At 64.0% G+C, this 16,614-nt stretch carries 12 protein-coding genes, 1 tRNA gene and 1 pseudogene; all 14 read right to left on the bottom strand.

The window, feature by feature from the left end; genetic code table 11:
• Positions 1-457 (bottom strand): GTP-binding protein (locus EBL85_RS14780; RefSeq protein ID WP_123143302.1); only part of this gene is annotated, 457 nt, incomplete at its 3' end.
• A 25-nt stretch (positions 458-482) separates the two neighbouring features.
• Positions 483-2,576: an elongation factor G gene (fusA, locus tag EBL85_RS14775; RefSeq protein ID WP_123141716.1), complete on the bottom strand. Its 2,094-nt coding sequence runs from the start codon at positions 2,574-2,576 to the stop codon at positions 483-485.
• 41 nt (positions 2,577-2,617) lie between these two features.
• Entirely contained in the window at positions 2,618-3,088 is a 471-nt protein-coding gene (gene rpsG / locus EBL85_RS14770) for a 30S ribosomal protein S7 (protein WP_062276815.1), read from the bottom strand.
• Between the two features lie 30 nt (positions 3,089-3,118).
• Positions 3,119-3,493 carry a 30S ribosomal protein S12 gene (gene rpsL / locus EBL85_RS14765; protein ID WP_005224646.1) on the bottom strand — a complete coding sequence of 125 codons (375 nt, stop codon included), beginning with the start codon at positions 3,491-3,493 and terminating at the stop codon, positions 3,119-3,121.
• Positions 3,494-3,777: 284 nt separating this feature from the next.
• Positions 3,778-8,298 carry a DNA-directed RNA polymerase subunit beta' gene (rpoC, locus tag EBL85_RS14760; protein ID WP_123141717.1) on the bottom strand — a complete coding sequence of 1,507 codons (4,521 nt, stop codon included), beginning with the start codon at positions 8,296-8,298 and terminating at the stop codon, positions 3,778-3,780.
• A gap of 164 nt (positions 8,299-8,462) precedes the next feature.
• Entirely contained in the window at positions 8,463-12,635 is a 4,173-nt protein-coding gene (gene rpoB, locus EBL85_RS14755) for a DNA-directed RNA polymerase subunit beta (protein WP_123141718.1), read from the bottom strand.
• Positions 12,636-12,866: 231 nt separating this feature from the next.
• Entirely contained in the window at positions 12,867-13,244 is a 378-nt protein-coding gene (gene rplL / locus EBL85_RS14750) for a 50S ribosomal protein L7/L12 (RefSeq protein ID WP_005224649.1), read from the bottom strand.
• Positions 13,245-13,302: 58 nt separating this feature from the next.
• Positions 13,303-13,830, bottom strand: coding sequence for a 50S ribosomal protein L10 (gene rplJ, locus EBL85_RS14745; protein ID WP_123141719.1), 528 nt, complete (start codon positions 13,828-13,830; stop codon positions 13,303-13,305).
• A 300-nt stretch (positions 13,831-14,130) separates the two neighbouring features.
• The gene (gene rplA / locus EBL85_RS14740) at positions 14,131-14,823 is read right to left on the bottom strand and encodes a 50S ribosomal protein L1 (protein WP_123141720.1); all 693 of its coding nucleotides are present in this window, start codon (positions 14,821-14,823) and stop codon (positions 14,131-14,133) included.
• Positions 14,823-15,257, bottom strand: coding sequence for a 50S ribosomal protein L11 (gene rplK, locus EBL85_RS14735; protein WP_062276829.1), 435 nt, complete (start codon positions 15,255-15,257; stop codon positions 14,823-14,825). The genes rplA and rplK overlap by 1 nt, the downstream gene beginning before the upstream one ends.
• 151 nt (positions 15,258-15,408) lie before the next feature.
• Entirely contained in the window at positions 15,409-15,942 is a 534-nt protein-coding gene (nusG, locus tag EBL85_RS14730; protein ID WP_062276832.1) for a transcription termination/antitermination protein NusG, read from the bottom strand.
• A 2-nt stretch (positions 15,943-15,944) separates the two neighbouring features.
• Positions 15,945-16,322 carry a preprotein translocase subunit SecE gene (secE, locus tag EBL85_RS14725; RefSeq protein ID WP_123141721.1) on the bottom strand — a complete coding sequence of 126 codons (378 nt, stop codon included), beginning with the start codon at positions 16,320-16,322 and terminating at the stop codon, positions 15,945-15,947.
• Between the two features lie 32 nt (positions 16,323-16,354).
• Positions 16,355-16,430 (bottom strand) — tRNA-Trp (locus EBL85_RS14720).
• Between the two features lie 57 nt (positions 16,431-16,487).
• Positions 16,488-16,614: pseudogene (gene tuf / locus EBL85_RS14715) on the bottom strand (elongation factor Tu); the annotation flags it as partial.

The following is a 16,614-nucleotide window of genomic DNA, read 5'->3' as shown; positions in this document are numbered from 1 at the left end:
CCATCTCGACGAGCTCGAGGAGCTCGGCGTCGTCGACCATGTCGGCCTTGTTCAGGTAGACGATGATGTAGGGCACGCCGACCTGACGGGAGAGCAGGATGTGCTCGCGGGTCTGGGGCATCGGGCCGTCAGCGGCCGACACCACCAGGATCGCGCCGTCCATCTGCGCCGCACCGGTGATCATGTTCTTCACGTAGTCGGCGTGGCCGGGGCAGTCGACGTGTGCGTAGTGACGCGTATCGGACTCGTACTCGACGTGCGCGGTGGCGATGGTGATACCACGCTCACGCTCTTCCGGGGCGTTGTCGATCTGGTCGTAGGCACGTGCCTCACCACCGAACTTGCGCGCCTGGTGCGTGGTGATCGCAGCCGTCAGCGTGGTCTTGCCGTGGTCGACGTGGCCGATGGTGCCAACGTTGACGTGCGGCTTGCTACGTTCGAATTTTTCTTTGGACATCCCGCTCTACCCTTAACAATCGTTACTATTTCTTGGAGACCGCTTCGGCAATGCTGGCGGGCACCTCGTTGTACTTGGAGAACTCCATGCTGTAGGTCGCACGACCCTGGGTCGCCGAGCGCAGATCGGTTGCGTAACCGAACATCTCGGACAGCGGGACCTCGGCACGGATGACCTTGCCGGAAGGCGCATCCTCCATCCCCTGAATCATGCCGCGACGGCTGTTCAGGTCGCCCATGACGTCGCCCATGTTCTCCTCGGGGGTCACCACCTCGACCTTCATGATCGGCTCGAGCAGCACCGGCTTGGCCTTGGCGGCACCTTCCTTGATGGCCATCGAGCCGGCGATCTTGAACGCCATCTCGCTCGAGTCGACCTCGTGGTAGGAACCGTCGTAAAGGGTGACCTTGACGTCGACCATGGGGAAGCCGGCGATGATGCCGTTCTTCATGGCCTCCTGGATACCTTTGTCGACCGAAGGGATGTATTCCTTCGGTACCACACCACCGACGATGGCGTTGACGAACTCGTAACCGGCACCGGCCTCCTGCGGCTCGATGCGGATGTGCACGTGACCGAACTGACCGCGACCACCGGACTGACGGGCGAACTTGGTCTCCTGCTCGACGGTGGCGCGGATGGTCTCGCGGTAGCTGACCTGAGGCGCGCCGACGTTGGCCTCGACCTTGAACTCGCGACGCATGCGGTCGACGATGATCTCCAGGTGCAGCTCACCCATGCCGGAGATGATGGTCTGACCCGACTCCTCGTCGGTGTGGACACGGAACGAAGGATCTTCCTGCGCCAGCTTCTGCAGCGCGAGACCCATCTTCTCCTGGTCGGTCTTGGTCTTGGGCTCGACCGCGACCGAGATCACCGGCTCGGGGAACTCCATGCGCTCCAGGGTGATGACCTGGTCGAGATCGCACAGGGTGTCACCGGTGGTGACGTCCTTCAGACCGACCGCCGCGGCGATGTCGCCGGCGCGGACTTCCTTGATCTCCTGGCGGTCGTTGGCGTGCATCTGCAGGATACGGCCGACACGCTCCTTCTTGCTCTTGACCGGGTTGTACACGGTGTCACCGGACTTGATGACGCCCGAGTAGACGCGGAAGAAGGTCAGGGTACCGACGAAGGGGTCGGTCGCGATCTTGAACGCCAGCGCGGCGAAGGGCGCGTCGTCGTTCGACGCGCGGGTCGCCTCGCTCTCGTCCTTGTCGTCGAGGATGCCGCGGATGGCGGGCACGTCGACCGGCGAAGGCATGTAGTCGAGCACGGCGTCGAGCATCGCCTGCACACCCTTGTTCTTGAACGCCGAGCCGCACATCATCGGCACGATCTCGTTGTTCAGGGTACGCGTGCGCAGTGCGGCCTTGATCTCGTCCTCGCTGAGCGCTTCGCCCTCGAGGTACTTATCCATCAGCTCTTCGTTGGCCTCGGCCGCAGCCTCGACCATCTTCTCGCGCCACTCGTCGCAGAGCTCGACCAGATCCTCGGGGATGTCGCGGGCCTCGTACTCCATGCCGCGGCTGGCTTCGTCCCAGTAGATCGCCTTCATGCGCACCAGATCGACGACGCCCTGGAAGTCTTCCTCGGCACCGATCGGGATCTGGATCGGCACCGGGTTGGCGCCGAGACGATCCTTCACCTGACCGACGACGCGCAGGAAGTTCGCGCCCATGCGGTCCATCTTGTTGACGAAGGCGAGACGCGGCACGCCGTACTTGTCGGCCTGGCGCCACACGGTCTCGGACTGGGGCTCGACGCCACCGACGGCACAGAACACGGCGCAGGCACCATCGAGCACACGCAGCGAACGCTCGACTTCGATGGTGAAGTCGACGTGCCCGGGGGTGTCGATGATGTTGACGCGATGCTCAGGGCGGTCACGGTCCATGCCGGACCAGAAGCAGGTGGTCGCCGCGGAGGTGATGGTGATACCACGCTCCTGCTCCTGCTCCATCCAGTCCATGGTGGCGGCACCATCATGCACCTCACCAATCTTGTGAGAGATCCCGGTGTAGAACAGGATGCGCTCTGTGGTGGTGGTCTTCCCGGCATCGATATGCGCCATGATGCCAAGGTTGCGATACCGCTCGATTGGGGTGCTACGTGCCACGACTGAATCCGCCCTGATTGATCAAAAAATGCTTTGCGAAACTACCAGCGGTAGTGCGAGAAGGCCTTGTTGGCCTCGGCCATGCGGTGCGTGTCTTCTTTCTTCTTGACCGCAGAACCACGCGACTCGGCGGCGTCCATCAGTTCACCGGCCAGACGCTGCGCCATGGACTTCTCGGAGCGCTTGCGCGCAGCATCGATCAGCCAACGCATTGCCAGCGAGTTACGACGGGTGGGACGCACCTCGACCGGCACCTGATAGGTCGCACCACCGACGCGGCGGGACTTGACCTCGACCGCGGGGCGAACATTCTCCATCGCCTGCTCGAGCAGCTCGATGGGCTCGGCGCCCTTCTTCTCGGCGATCTGGTCGAGCGCGTTGTAAATGATGCGCTCGGCGACGGACTTCTTCCCGTCTTCCATCATCATGTTGATGAACTTGGTCAACAGCTCGCTTCCGTGCTTGGGATCCGGCAGGATCTGGCGACGTGCGGCAACGCGTCTTCTCGGCATGATCTACTCCGACCTAAATTGGATACTGACTCAGCTCTTCGGGCGCTTGGCGCCGTACTTGGAACGACCCTGACGCCGCTTCTCGACACCCGAGGTATCCAGCGTGCCGCGCACGGTGTGGTAACGAACACCCGGCAAGTCCTTGACACGACCACCGCGGATCAGCACCACCGAGTGCTCCTGCAGGTTGTGGCCTTCACCACCGATGTAGGAAGCCACCTCGTAGCCGTTGGTCAGACGCACACGTGCAACCTTACGCAGTGCGGAGTTCGGCTTCTTCGGGGTGGTGGTGTACACACGGGTGCAGACACCACGACGCTGCGGACAAGCCTCGAGGGCCGGCACATTGCTCTTCGCCACGTTCCGCTTGCGGGGCTTCCGCACGAGTTGGTTGATCGTTGCCATGCAATCAGTCTCCAGGGGCGCCCTCGCGCCAAATTCAGGGAGTCAAACGACGCCTGCACGGCAGCAGGCCGCATTGCAGCCAGTACGTCCGCACGGATTCGATCGATTGACTCGGGGACCGGGCAGATTTGCCCAGACCAAGGAACCGGACCAAGAAAATAAGGCCAGCCAACCCTTTAGCTGGCTAGCTGAGACAGAGCAGTATAGGGAGTGACCCTAAACGTGTCAACCTCCCTAACTGCCCGATCTTTCTTGGAATGAAACGCCTTTCGGCATGCCGCGGATCAGTCGGCCGCGGAGGTATTGAGCGCCTTCTTCAGTGCCTCTTCCAACTCCTCCGCATCCATCTCGACCTTGCCGCCAGCGGCCTGCAGGTCGAGTTGACGCTGACGTCGGCGCTCGAGATGCGACGACAGGCCGGTGCCGGCGGGGATCAGACGACCGACGATGACGTTCTCCTTGAGGCCGGCGAGGTGGTCGACCGAACCACGCACCGCCGCTTCGGTCAGCACTCGGGTGGTCTCCTGGAAGGAGGCCGCCGAGATGAACGACTCGGTGGCGAGCGAGGCCTTGGTGATACCCAGCAGCAGCGGCTCGAAGAGCGCCGGCTGCTTGTCCTCGGCCATCATCCGCTTGTTCTCGTCGAGCACGGCGGTGTACTCCACCTGCTCGCCACGCAGCAGACGGGTGTCGCCCGGGGCGGTGATCTCGACCTTGCGCAGCATCTGGCGAACGATCACCTCGATGTGCTTGTCGTTGATCTTCACGCCCTGCAGCCGGTAGACGTCCTGGATCTCCTTGACCAGATACTCGGCCAGCGCGGTCACGCCCTTCAGACGCAGGATGTCGTGCAGCGCCAGTTCGCCGTCGGCGATCACCTCGCCACGCTCGACACGCTCGCCCTCGAACACGTTGACGTTACGCCACTTCGGGATCAGCTCCTCGACCGTCTCACCGTCATCGGTGGTGATGATCAGGCGCTGCTTGCCCTTGGTGTCCTTGCCGAAGCCGATGGTCCCGCTGGCCTCGGCGAGCAATGCCGGCTCCTTCGGCTTGCGCGCCTCGAACAGGTCGGCCACGCGCGGCAGACCACCGGTGATGTCACGCGTCTTACTCGACTCCTGCGGGATACGCGCAAGCACGTCGCCGACCCCGACCATGGCGCCGTCGTCGACGCTGACGATCGCGCCCGAGGGCAGGAAGTAGCGCGCCGGCAGGTCGGTACCCGCGATGTTGAGCTCGTTGCCCTGCTCGTCGAGCAGCTTGACCATCGGGCGCAGGTCCTTGCCGGTAGCCGGACGCTGCTTGGGATCGATGACCACGCGCGAGGTCAGACCGGTGACATCATCGGTCTGGGCCTGCACCGTCACGCCCTCGATGAAGTCGGCGAAGGCGAGCTTACCGGCCACCTCGGTGATGACCGGGTGGGTGTGCGGGTCCCAGGTCGCGACCACGTCACCGGGGTTGACCTGCTGGCCGTCGGCCACGCCCAGGGTGGCGCCATAAGGCACCTTGTAGCGCTCCTTCTCCATGCCGCGCTCGTCGACCACGGTCAGCTCGCCGGAGCGCGACACCGCCACCAGGTTGCCCGAGTGGTGCTCGACGGTCTTGATGTTGTGCAGTCGCACCGAACCGCCGTTCTTGATGTCGATGCTGTTGACCGCCGCCGCACGCGAGGCCGCACCACCGATGTGGAAGGTGCGCATGGTGAGCTGGGTACCCGGCTCACCGATCGACTGCGCCGCGATGACGCCGACGGCCTCGCCGATGTTGACCCGATGGCCACGCGCCAGGTCGCGACCATAGCACTGGGCGCAGACGCCGAGGCGCGACTCACAGGTGATCGGAGAGCGCACCCGCACCTGGTCGATGCCCTTCTCCTCGAAGCGCTCGACCCAGCGCTCGTCGAGCAGGGTACCCGCGGGGCAGACCAGCTCGTCGGTCCCCGGGCGGTAGACGTCGACCGCTGCGACACGACCGAGGATGCGCTCGCGCAACGGCTCGACCACGTCGCCGCCCTCGATGATCGGGGCCATCAGCAGGCCCTGATCGGTGCCGCAGTCCTGCTCGAGCACCACCATGTCCTGGGCGACGTCGACCAGACGACGAGTCAGGTAACCCGAGTTGGCGGTCTTCAGCGCGGTATCGGCCAGACCCTTACGCGCGCCGTGGGTCGAGATGAAGTACTGGATGACGTTCAGACCCTCGCGGAAGTTCGCGGTGATCGGGGTCTCGATGATCGAGCCGTCCGGCTTGGCCATCAGACCACGCATGCCGGCGAGCTGACGGATCTGCGCCGCCGAGCCACGTGCGCCGGAGTCGGCCATCATGAAGATCGAGTTGAACGAGTCCTGACGACGCTGCTCGGCCAGACGCTGATCGAGCGCGGCCAGGGCGCTCTTGACCCGACCCCGCACCTCGACCGAGTCGACCTGATCGAGATCGCCGAAGGCGTCGAGTTCGGCGCGCGCACCGCTGAGCAGTGCATCGAACTCGCCGACGAAGGACTTGGCATCGAGTTCACCGGACTCGAGACGAGCACCGAGTTCGGCGGCCGCACCCTGCAGCCGGTCGAACAGCCGGCGCGCGGCCAGATGCTGCTCGGCATCGTCGGCCACCAGCTCGTAGACCGCCTGGCGGTACTCACCGAGGAAGCGCAGCGCCTCATAGGCCGGGCGAGTCTCCGCGACCGAGCCACCGAGCTTGCTCATCATCGACTTGGCGACCCGGTCGTTGGTGTGCGACCAGATGTCGACGACCTTGTTGTAGCGCTCGCCGTTGGTGACCAGACCCGAGGAGTACTGGTCCTGGATCTCCTTGACCTCCTTCTCGGCGCCGGCCAGGATCTCCGTCTTCTCCTCCGGCACCTCCATGTCCTCGAGACCGATCGAGGCACCGGCGCGGGTAGCCATGCGGAAGCCCAGATACATGATCTGGTCGGCGAAGACCACGGTGTCCTTGAGACCGAGACGGCGATAGCAGACGTTGATCAGACGCGAGATCTGCTTCTTGCCCATCGGCCGATCGACCAGGTCGAAGGGCAGCCCGGTGGGGACGATGGCGAACACCAGGGCGCGGCCCAGGGTGGTCTCCTTGATCGAGGTCTGCTCGCGACGATTGCCGTCCTGGTCCTGGATCACCTCGTGGATGCGTACCCGACAGCGCGCGTGGAGGTCTGCCTGCCCGGTCTCGTAGGCGCGACGCGCCTCGTCGATGTCGGCAAACAGGCTGCCCTCGCCCTTGGCGCCGATGCGCTCACGGGTCATGTAGTAGAGCCCGAGCACCACGTCCTGCGAGGGCACGATGATCGGCTCGCCGTTGGCCGGCGAGAGGATGTTGTTCGAGGCCATCATCAACGCCCGCGCCTCGAGCTGAGCCTCGAGCGAGAGCGGCACGTGCACGGCCATCTGGTCGCCGTCGAAGTCGGCGTTGAAGGCGGTACAGACCAGCGGGTGGAGCTGGATCGCCTTACCCTCGATCAGCACCGGCTCGAAGGCCTGGATGCCGAGACGGTGCAGGGTCGGGGCGCGGTTGAGCATCACCGGGTGCTCGCGGATGACCTCCTCGAGGATGTCCCACACCTCGGGAGTGCCGCGCTCGACCATCTTCTTGGCGGCCTTGATGGTGGCGGCCAGCCCGCGCAACTGCAGCTTGCTGAAGATGAACGGCTTGAACAGCTCCAGGGCCATGCGCTTGGGCAGACCGCACTGGTGCAGCTTGAGATAGGGGCCGACGACGATGACCGAACGGCCGGAGTAGTCGACACGCTTACCGAGCAGGTTCTGGCGGAAGCGGCCCTGCTTGCCCTTGATCATGTCGGCGAGCGACTTCAGCGGGCGCTTGTTGGTGCCGGTGATGGCACGACCGCGACGACCGTTGTCGAGCAGCGCGTCGACCGACTCCTGGAGCATGCGCTTCTCGTTGCGCACGATGATGTCGGGCGCGACCAGATCGAGCAGACGCTTGAGGCGGTTGTTGCGGTTGATGACGCGACGATAGAGATCGTTGAGATCCGAGGTCGCGAAGCGGCCACCGTCGAGCGGCACCAGCGGGCGCAGCTCCGGGGGCAGCACCGGCAGCACGGTGAGGATCATCCACTCGGCACGGTTGCCCGATTCGAGCAGCGACTCGAGCAGCTTGAGACGCTTGGAGAGCTTCTTGATCTTGGTCTCGGAGTTGGTGCTCTCGATCTCCTCGCGCATCCGCCGCACTTCGGCGGCCATGTCGATGGTGCGCAGCAGCTCGTAGACGGCCTCGGCGCCCATGCGCGCGTCGAACTCGTCACCGTGCGCCTCGAGGGCGTCGAGATACTGCTCGTCGTTGAGCAGCTGGCCGCGTTCGAGATCCTGCACCAAGCCCGGATCGATGACCACGAAGGACTCGAAGTAGAGGATGCGCTCGATGTCGCGCAACGTCATGTCGAGCAGCAGGCCGATGCGCGAGGGCAGCGACTTGAGGAACCAGATGTGCGCCACCGGGCTGGCCAGATCGATGTGGCCCATGCGCTCGCGGCGCACCTTGGCCAGGGTCACCTCGACGCCACACTTCTCGCAGACCACGCCACGGTGCTTGAGGCGCTTGTACTTGCCGCAGATGCACTCGTAGTCGGTGATCGGGCCGAAGATCTTGGCGCAGAACAGCCCGTCGCGCTCCGGCTTGAAGGTGCGATAGTTGATGGTCTCGGGCTTCTTGACCTCGCCGAAGGACCAGGAACGGATCATCTCGGGGGAGGCAAGTCCGATCTTGATCGCGTCGAATTCGAGTGCCTGGCCCTGTTGCTTGATGATTTTCAGTAGATCTTTCAAGACCTTAATCTCCTGCCTGCGATAACCGGCTAAGCGCTAGCCCCACATGCGTCGCGTGCGTGGTGCGTAGGGTGCGGTGAGGCACGAACCGCACGGTCGCCAGATCATTGAAAGGACGCACCCCCCCACTCGGGGGGAATGCGTCCCGCGGCTTAATGGCTCGGTTAGTCCTGCTGCAACTCGACGTTGATCGCGAGCGAGCGGATCTCCTTGACCAGCACGTTGAACGACTCGGGCATGCCCGCCTCCATGCGATGGTCTCCGTCGACGATGTTCTTGTACATCTTGGTCCGACCGTTGACGTCGTCCGACTTCACCGTGAGCATCTCCTGCAGGGTGTAGGCGGCACCATAGGCCTCCAATGCCCAGACCTCCATCTCACCGAAGCGCTGACCACCGAACTGGGCCTTGCCGCCGAGCGGCTGCTGGGTGACCAGACTGTAGGGACCGGTGGAACGGGCGTGCATCTTGTCGTCGACCAGGTGGTTGAGCTTGATCATGTACATGTAGCCGACGGTGACCGGACGCTCGAACTGCTCACCGGAGCGACCATCGAACAGGATGGTCTGACCACTGGGCACGCCCTGCGCGGTGTTGTCACGATCGGCCAGACGCAGCATGGCCTTGATCTCGTCCTCGGTGGCGCCGTCGAACACCGGCGTGGCCAGCGGCACACCCCGGGTGAGGTTGCGGGCGAGTTCGAGGATCTCGTCATCGCTGAACTCGTCGAGCGACTCGCGCTTGCCACTGGTGTTGTAGATCTTGTCGAGCAGCTCGCGCAGCTCGGCGATCTTGGCCTGGGCCTGGAGCATCTTGCCGATCTTCACGCCGAGGCCGTTGGCGGCCCAGCCGAGATGGGTCTCGAGCACCTGACCGACGTTCATGCGCGAAGGCACGCCGAGCGGGTTGAGCACGATGTCGACCGGCTCGCCGTCGGCCGAGAACGGCATGTCCTCGACCGGCACCACCTTGGAGATGACACCCTTGTTACCGTGACGGCCGGCCATCTTGTCACCCGGCTGGATGCGCCGCTTCACCGCCACGTAGACCTTGACCATCTTGAGCACACCGGGGGCGAGGTCGTCGCCGCTGGCGATCTTGCGCTTCTTGGTCTCGTAGCGCTCGCGGAACTCGTCGCGCTGCTGCTTGACCTGGGCGGCGACCGCCTCGAGCTGGGTGGCGATGTCCTCGTCCTGCATGCGGATCTCGAACCAGAGATCACGCGAGCCACGCGACACCAGATCCTGCAGGTAGTCGCTGGTGATCTCGGCGCCAGGACGCAGACCGCCGGGGCCACCGTCGGCGACCTTGCCGACGAGCATGCGCTCGACACGGTGGAAGGTGTCGTTCTCCATGATCCGCTGCTGGTCGGCGAAGTCCTTGCGCACGCGGTCGAGTTCCATCTCCTCGATCTGCTGGGCACGCTTGTCCTTCTCCACCCCGTCGCGGGTGAACACCTGGACGTCGACCACGGTGCCGTTCATGCCCGAGGGCAGACGCAGCGAGGTGTCCTTCACGTCCGAAGCCTTCTCGCCGAAGATCGCGCGCAGCAGCTTCTCCTCGGGGGTGAGCTGGGTCTCGCCCTTGGGCGTGACCTTGCCGACCAGGATGTCGCCGTCGCGCACCTCGGCGCCGACATAGACGATGCCCGACTCGTCGAGCTTGGAGAGCGCCGCCTCACCGACATTGGGGATATCGCTGGTGATCTCCTCCGGGCCGAGCTTGGTATCGCGCGCCAGACAGGAGAGCTCCTCGATGTGGATGCTGGTGAAGCGATCCTCCTGCACCACCCGCTCGGAGATGAGGATGGAGTCCTCGAAGTTGTAGCCGTTCCAGGGCATGAAGGCCACGCGCAGGTTCTGACCGAGGGCGAGCTCGCCCATGTCGGTCGAGGGCCCGTCGGCGAGCACGTCGCCACGCGTCACCACATCGTTCGGACGTACCAGCGGACGCTGGTTGATGCAGGTGTTCTGGTTGGAACGGGTGTACTTGGTGAGGTTGTAGATGTCGACACCAGGCACGCCGGGCACGGCCTCGTCGTCGTTGACCCGCACCACGATGCGCGCGGCGTCGACCGACTCGATCACACCGCCGCGACGCGCCACCACACAGACCCCGGAGTCCTTGGCCACCACACGCTCGATGCCGGTGCCGACCAGCGGCTTCTCGGCACGCAGCGTCGGCACCGCCTGACGCTGCATGTTCGAGCCCATGAGCGCACGGTTGGCGTCGTCGTGCTCGAGGAAGGGGATCAGCGACGCGGCCACCGACACCACCTGACGCGGCGAGACGTCCATGTAGTTCACCTCTTCGGGTGCCTTCATGGTGAACTCGTTGGCGTGACGGCAGGAGACCAGGGCATCGGTCAGGCGACTCTCTTCATCGAGCGCGGCGTTGGCCTGGGCGATGACGTAGTTGCCCTCCTCGATCGCCGAGAGATAGTGGATCTCGTCGGTGACGCGGCCGTCCTCGACCCGCCGATAGGGGGTCTCGAGGAAGCCGTAGGCGTTGGTGCGGGCATAGACCGCGAGCGAGTTGATCAGACCGATGTTCGGGCCTTCAGGGGTCTCGATCGGGCAGACGCGACCATAGTGGGTCGGGTGCACGTCGCGCACCTCGAAGCCGGCACGCTCGCGGGCCAGACCGCCCGGACCGAGCGCCGAGACACGACGCTTGTGGGTGACCTCGGAGAGCGGGTTGTTCTGGTCCATGAACTGCGAGAGCTGACTGGAGCCGAAGAACTCCTTGATCGCCGCCGAGACCGGCTTGGCGTTGATCAGCTCCTGCGGCATCAGCCCCTCGGACTCGGCCAGCGAGAGACGCTCCTTGACCGCGCGCTCGACACGCACCAGACCGACGCGGAACTGGTTCTCGGCCATCTCGCCGACGCAGCGGATACGACGGTTGCCGAGATGGTCGATGTCGTCGACCGCACCGCGACCGTTGCGCAGTTCGACCAGCACCCGGAGCGCGTCGATGATGTCGGAGCTGTCGCCGTACTTGGCCAGCAGATCCTGGGAGAAGGCATCGGTGCGATCACGGAAGTAATGACCGTCGTAGACCACGCCCGGGCCTTCCTCGTTCTCGCGACCGAGGCGGCGATTGAACTTCATCCGGCCAACGGCCGAGAGGTCGTAGCGATCCGGGGTGAAGAACAGGTTGTGGAACAGGTTCTGGGCGGCCTCCTTGGTCGGCGGCTCGCCCGGGCGCATCATCCGGTAGATCTCGATCTGGGCGTCGAGATCACTGGTGGTGTTGTCGATGCGCAGGGTCTCGGAGATGTAGGGCCCCTGGTCGAGATCGTTGACGAACAGGGTCTCGATGCGCTCGATGCCCTTCTCGAACAGGGTCTGCAGCATCTCCGGGGTAATGATGCTGTTGGCCTCGGCCAGCACCTCACCGGTGTCGGTATCGATCTGGTCACGCGCAAGGATGCGCCCGAGCAGGAAGTCGATCGGCACCTCCAGCTGCTCGACGCCGGCCTTCTGCAGCTCGCGGATGTGGCGCGCGGTGACGCGGCGACCGGACTCGACCAGCACCTCGTCGCCGATCTTGACGTCGAAGCTCACGGTCTCGCCGCGCAGCCGCTCGGGGACCAGATCGAAGGAGATCTGGCGCTTGGCGAGATGGAAGGTATCGGTCTCGAAGAACCGCTCGAGGATCTCCTCGACGGTGTAACCGAGCGCGCGCAGCAGCACCGTCGCCGGCAGCTTGCGGCGACGGTCGATACGCACGAAGACGTTGTCCTTGGGATCGAACTCGAAGTCGAGCCAGGAGCCACGATAGGGGATGACGCGCGCGGAGAACAGCAGCTTGCCCGAGGAGTGGGTCTTGCCCTTGTCGTGGTCGAAGAAGACACCGGGCGAACGGTGCAGCTGCGAGACGATGACACGCTCGGTGCCATTGATGATGAAGGTGCCGGTCTCGGTCATGAGCGGCAGCTCGCCCATGTAGACCTCTTGCTCGCGAACGTCCTTGACGACCTTGGAGCCCGCCGGGGCATCCTTGTCGTAGATTACCAGACGCAGCAGTACGCGCAGCGGCGCGGCGAAGGTGGCGCCGCGCAGATGGCACTCACGCTCATCGAAGACCGGCTCGCCGAGCCGATACTTCACATATTCGAGGACGGCATTGCCGGAATAGCTCTCGATCGGGAAAACGGACTTGAAGGCGGCGTGCAATCCGACGTCCCGCCGCCCCCGCTCGGAGGTATCGGCCTGCAGGAACTCGCGATAGGAGTTGATCTGTGTGGCCAGCAGGAACGGCACGTCCAGGATGCTGGGACGCTTGCCGAAGTCTTTGCGGATGCGCTTTTTTTCGGTGAACGAATAGGCCATTATGCCTTCCCTCGAGGTGCTTACTATGGTCCCTAACGGGGCATGGACTCTGGTGCAGGTTGCGGTCGGCGAGGATCAGCCGCGCAGCCGATCGGGGATCTAGCGCCAACCTCGGCGTCGGAGCCTCGATGCGAGACGCCGCGGGGTTGTTCGGCCCCAACGGGAAAAGGCCGGCGGCTCGTCGCCGCCAGCCCGAACGCTCCGCCGAAGACGTGGCGAGGCAATGCGCCCTTACTTGATTTCGACGCTTGCGCCAGCCTCTTCGAGCTGCTTCTTGGCCTCTTCGGCCTCGTCCTTCGAAACGCCTTCCTTCAGGGTGGTCGGAGCGCCTTCGACGGCCTCCTTCGCTTCCTTCAGGCCAAGACCGGTGAGGCCGCGGACAGCCTTGATGACGGCAACCTTGTTGGAGCCGAACGAGGCGAGCACGACGTCGAACTCGGTCTTCTCTTCAGCGGCGGCAGCATCGCCACCAGCGGCGGCCGGAGCAGCGGCAACGGCGGCAGCGGCGGTCACGCCGAACTTCTCTTCCATCGCTTCGATCAGCTCCACGACCTCGAGCACGGTCATGTTGCCAATCGCTTCGAGGATCTCGTCTTTCGAAACGGCCATGGGGATCTCCTAGGGATGAATACTGTTGATCGAACTGGTTCGGGATCGGAAGCGCCTATCAGGCGGCTTCCTTGGCATCGCGAATCGCGGCAACGGTGCGCACGAGCTTGCCCGGCACCTCGTTGATGGTCGCTGCGAGCTTCTGCACCGGAGCCTTCATGGTAGCCATGAGCATGCTGACGGCCTGATCGTAGGTCGGCATCTTCGCGAGATTACCGAGCTCCGAGGCAGGCAGCAGCTTGCCGCCCAGGGCGATGAGACGCACCTGGAACTTGTCATGGTCCTTGGCGAAGGCCTCGGCGACACGTGCGGCCGAGCCCGGATCTTCCTGCGAGAATGCAAGGATCAGCGGGCCGGTGAGACCCTCCTGCATGCACGCGAAGTCCGTGCCTTCCAGCGCGCGACGCGCCAGGGTATTCTTGACCACGCGAACATAGACGCCGGCCTTGCGTGCTTCCACGCGCAGCTGGGTCAGCTGATCGACGGTCAAGCCCCGGTACTCGGCACCGATGGCCGAGTAAGCGCTCTTGGCGACTTCCGCGACTTCGGCGACGATCGCTTCTTTCTGGGCGAAATTCAGCGCCACTTCGTCACCTCCTGACTATATAAACCCCGGTTCATCCGGGGCGCATGCCATGGATGTGCATCCTGCGACTCCACGACATACAGAGAGCGTGCACCGTCATCAGTCATTGACTTGATTCTGGAGCACCGTCTGCGCAGGCGGGACACCCCCATTGAGTCATCCATGCGCACACTCCGATGCGCCGAGGAAGACACCTGCGGTCTTTGACGGTCCCCGACCGTGAGATCGGGGCCCCAAAGATGTTCGAACCACGAAGGCGTTGCCTTCGCGCCCCGGGCGCCAGGCCCGGGGACGTCGCACTCAGATCAGGCCCGAGTGGTCGACGGTCAGGCCCGGCCCCATGGTGGTGGAGACCGTCACCTGCTGCATGTAGACGCCCTTGGCGCTTGCCGGCTTGGCCTTGACCAGGTTGGTCAACAGCGCCTCGAGGTTCTCGCGCAGCTGCGCCGGCTCGAAGTCGGCCTTGCCGATCGGGCAGTGGATGATGCCCGCCTTGTCGGTGCGATAGCGCACCTGACCGGCCTTGGCATTGCGCACGGCCTCGGCGACGTCGGCGGTCACGGTGCCGACCTTCGGGTTCGGCATCAGGCCGCGGGGGCCGAGCACCTTACCGAGCTGGCCGACGATGCGCATCGCATCCGGGGAGGCGATGACCACGTCGAAGTCCAGGTTGCCGGCCTTGACCTCTTCGGCCAGATCCTCGAAACCGACCTTGTCGGCACCGGCTTCCTTGGCGGCCTCGGCGTTGGCGCCCTGGGTGAACACGGCCACACGCACGGTCTTGCCGGTGCCGTTGGGCAGCACGGTGGAACCACGCACGACCTGATCCGACTTACGCGGATCGACACCGAGATTGACGGCAACGTCGACGCTCTCGGAGAACTTCACCTGGGAGAGTTCCTTGAGCAGCTCGAAGGCCTCTTCGGGCGCATAGAGCTTGCCTGCCTCGACCCGCTCACGGATCGCGCGCATACGCTTGGTCAGCTTGGCCATCAGTTCACCCCCTCGACGTCGAGACCCATGGCGCGGGCGCTACCGGCGATGGTGCGCACGGCGGCGTCCATGTCGGCGGCGGTCAGGTCCGCCATCTTGGTGGTCGCGATCTGCTCGAGCTGCTCGCGGGTCACCACGCCGACCTTGGCGGTGTTGGGCGTCGCGCTGCCCTTGCTGATGCCAGCTGCCTTCTTCAGCAGGATGGCCGCAGGCGGCGTCTTGGTGATGAAGGTGAAGCTGCGATCGGAGTAAACGGTGATGACCACCGGGATCGGCAGACCCTTCTCGACGTCCTGCGTCTTGGCGTTGAACGCCTTGCAGAACTCCATGATGTTGACGCCGTGCTGACCGAGTGCCGGGCCGACTGGCGGGCTCGGGTTGGCCTCACCGGCCTTGACCTGCAGCTTGATGTAGGCTGTGATCTTTTTTGCCACAATGATTCTCCAAATGGGTGCAAGCGCCAGGGGTTATGAGACCTTGGCTCCCCATGTCAGACCCCCGGGCGGGGGCTTGTACGAAGGTCGTCACCAATGCAGCAACGACCGGGATGCGCCGCATCGCCGGAGATGACGATGCGGGATGCGATCAACCCTTTTCGACTTGAGAGAACTCGAGATCGACTGGAGTGGCGCGACCGAAGATCAGCACCGAGACCTTGACCCGGCTCTTTTCGTAATCGACATCCTCGACCACACCGTTGAAGTCGGTGAATGGTCCATCGATCACGCGCACGACCTCTCCCGGCTCGTAGATCACCTTCGGACGCGGCTTCTCGCCGCCTTCCTCAAGGCGTTGCAGGATGGCCTGGGCCTGGGATTCGGGAATGGGTGCAGGACGATCACCGGTTCCACCGATGAAGCCCATGACCTTGGGAACGCTCTTGACGAGGTGCCAGGTCTCGTCGGTCAACTCCATGTTGACCAGGACGTAACCCGGGAAGAACTTACGCTCACTCTTGCGCTGCTGACCGCCGCGCACCTCGACGACCTCTTCGGTCGGGACCAGGATCATCCCGAACAGGTCCTCGAGACCGGCACGCTTGATGCGATCCTCAAGAGAACGCTTGACTTGCCCCTCGAACCCCGAGTAAGCGTGGATGACGTACCACCGCTGTGCCATCTTCAGCCCCCTTGACCGGTCAGGAAACGCAGGATTCCCATCAGCATCATATCGAACAGCCAGAGGACGATACCGACGATCAGGACCATGACGATGACCACCAGCGTGGTCTGAATGGTTTCCTGCCGCGAAGGCCAGACGACCTTGCGGACCTCCATGCGCGCATCACCTGCGAACTGCCACAGGGTACGACCACGCTCGGTCTTGAAGACTGCGAACGCCGCGACACCCGAGATGATCAGCAGACCGACGACCGCCAACAGGGTCGAGAGGGGCTTGAGGAGGTAGAAGGCAACGATACCGCCGACCAACAAAAAAGCAGCGGCGACCAGCTTGAGTGTATCCAAGCTGGCGCCACGGGCTTCTGCGCGTGAATTCATGGATTCGCGTGTCGCCTAAGCGATGAGTTGTATGGCAGGCCAGGAGGGACTCGAACCCCCAACCTGCGGTTTTGGAGACCGCTGCTCTGCCAATTGAGCTACTGGCCTAGAAACTAGGTTTTCCGAGTCACGCACCCTCCGGGTGCGTGACCGGAGATCAAGCAATTACTCGATGATCTTGGAGACCACGCCGGCGCCGACGGTACGACCACCCTCGCGAACAGCGAAGCGCAGGCCCTCTTCCATCGCGATCGGCGCGATCAGCTGGACGGTCATCTTGACGTTGTCGCCA

This window comes from Marichromatium sp. AB32, assembly GCF_003718675.1.
GTDB lineage: Bacteria > Pseudomonadota > Gammaproteobacteria > Chromatiales > Chromatiaceae > Marichromatium > Marichromatium gracile.
This window is presented reverse-complemented; position numbering and strand designations above follow the sequence as displayed.

Bases quoted from the DNA above. Each gene is read 5' to 3' on its own strand.
- secE (WP_123141721.1), bottom strand. From the start codon at position 16,322: ATGAATTCACGCGCAGAAGCCCGTGGCGCCAGCTTGGATACACTCAAG.
- nusG (WP_062276832.1), bottom strand. From the start codon at position 15,942: ATGGCACAGCGGTGGTACGTCATCCACGCTTACTCGGGGTTCGAGGGG.
- rpsG (WP_062276815.1), bottom strand. From the start codon at position 3,088: ATGCCGAGAAGACGCGTTGCCGCACGTCGCCAGATCCTGCCGGATCCC.
- rplA (WP_123141720.1), bottom strand. From the start codon at position 14,823: ATGGCCAAGCTGACCAAGCGTATGCGCGCGATCCGTGAGCGGGTCGAG.
- rplL (WP_005224649.1), bottom strand. From the start codon at position 13,244: ATGGCCGTTTCGAAAGACGAGATCCTCGAAGCGATTGGCAACATGACC.
- rpoB (WP_123141718.1), bottom strand. From the start codon at position 12,635: ATGGCCTATTCGTTCACCGAAAAAAAGCGCATCCGCAAAGACTTCGGC.
- rpsL (WP_005224646.1), bottom strand. From the start codon at position 3,493: ATGGCAACGATCAACCAACTCGTGCGGAAGCCCCGCAAGCGGAACGTG.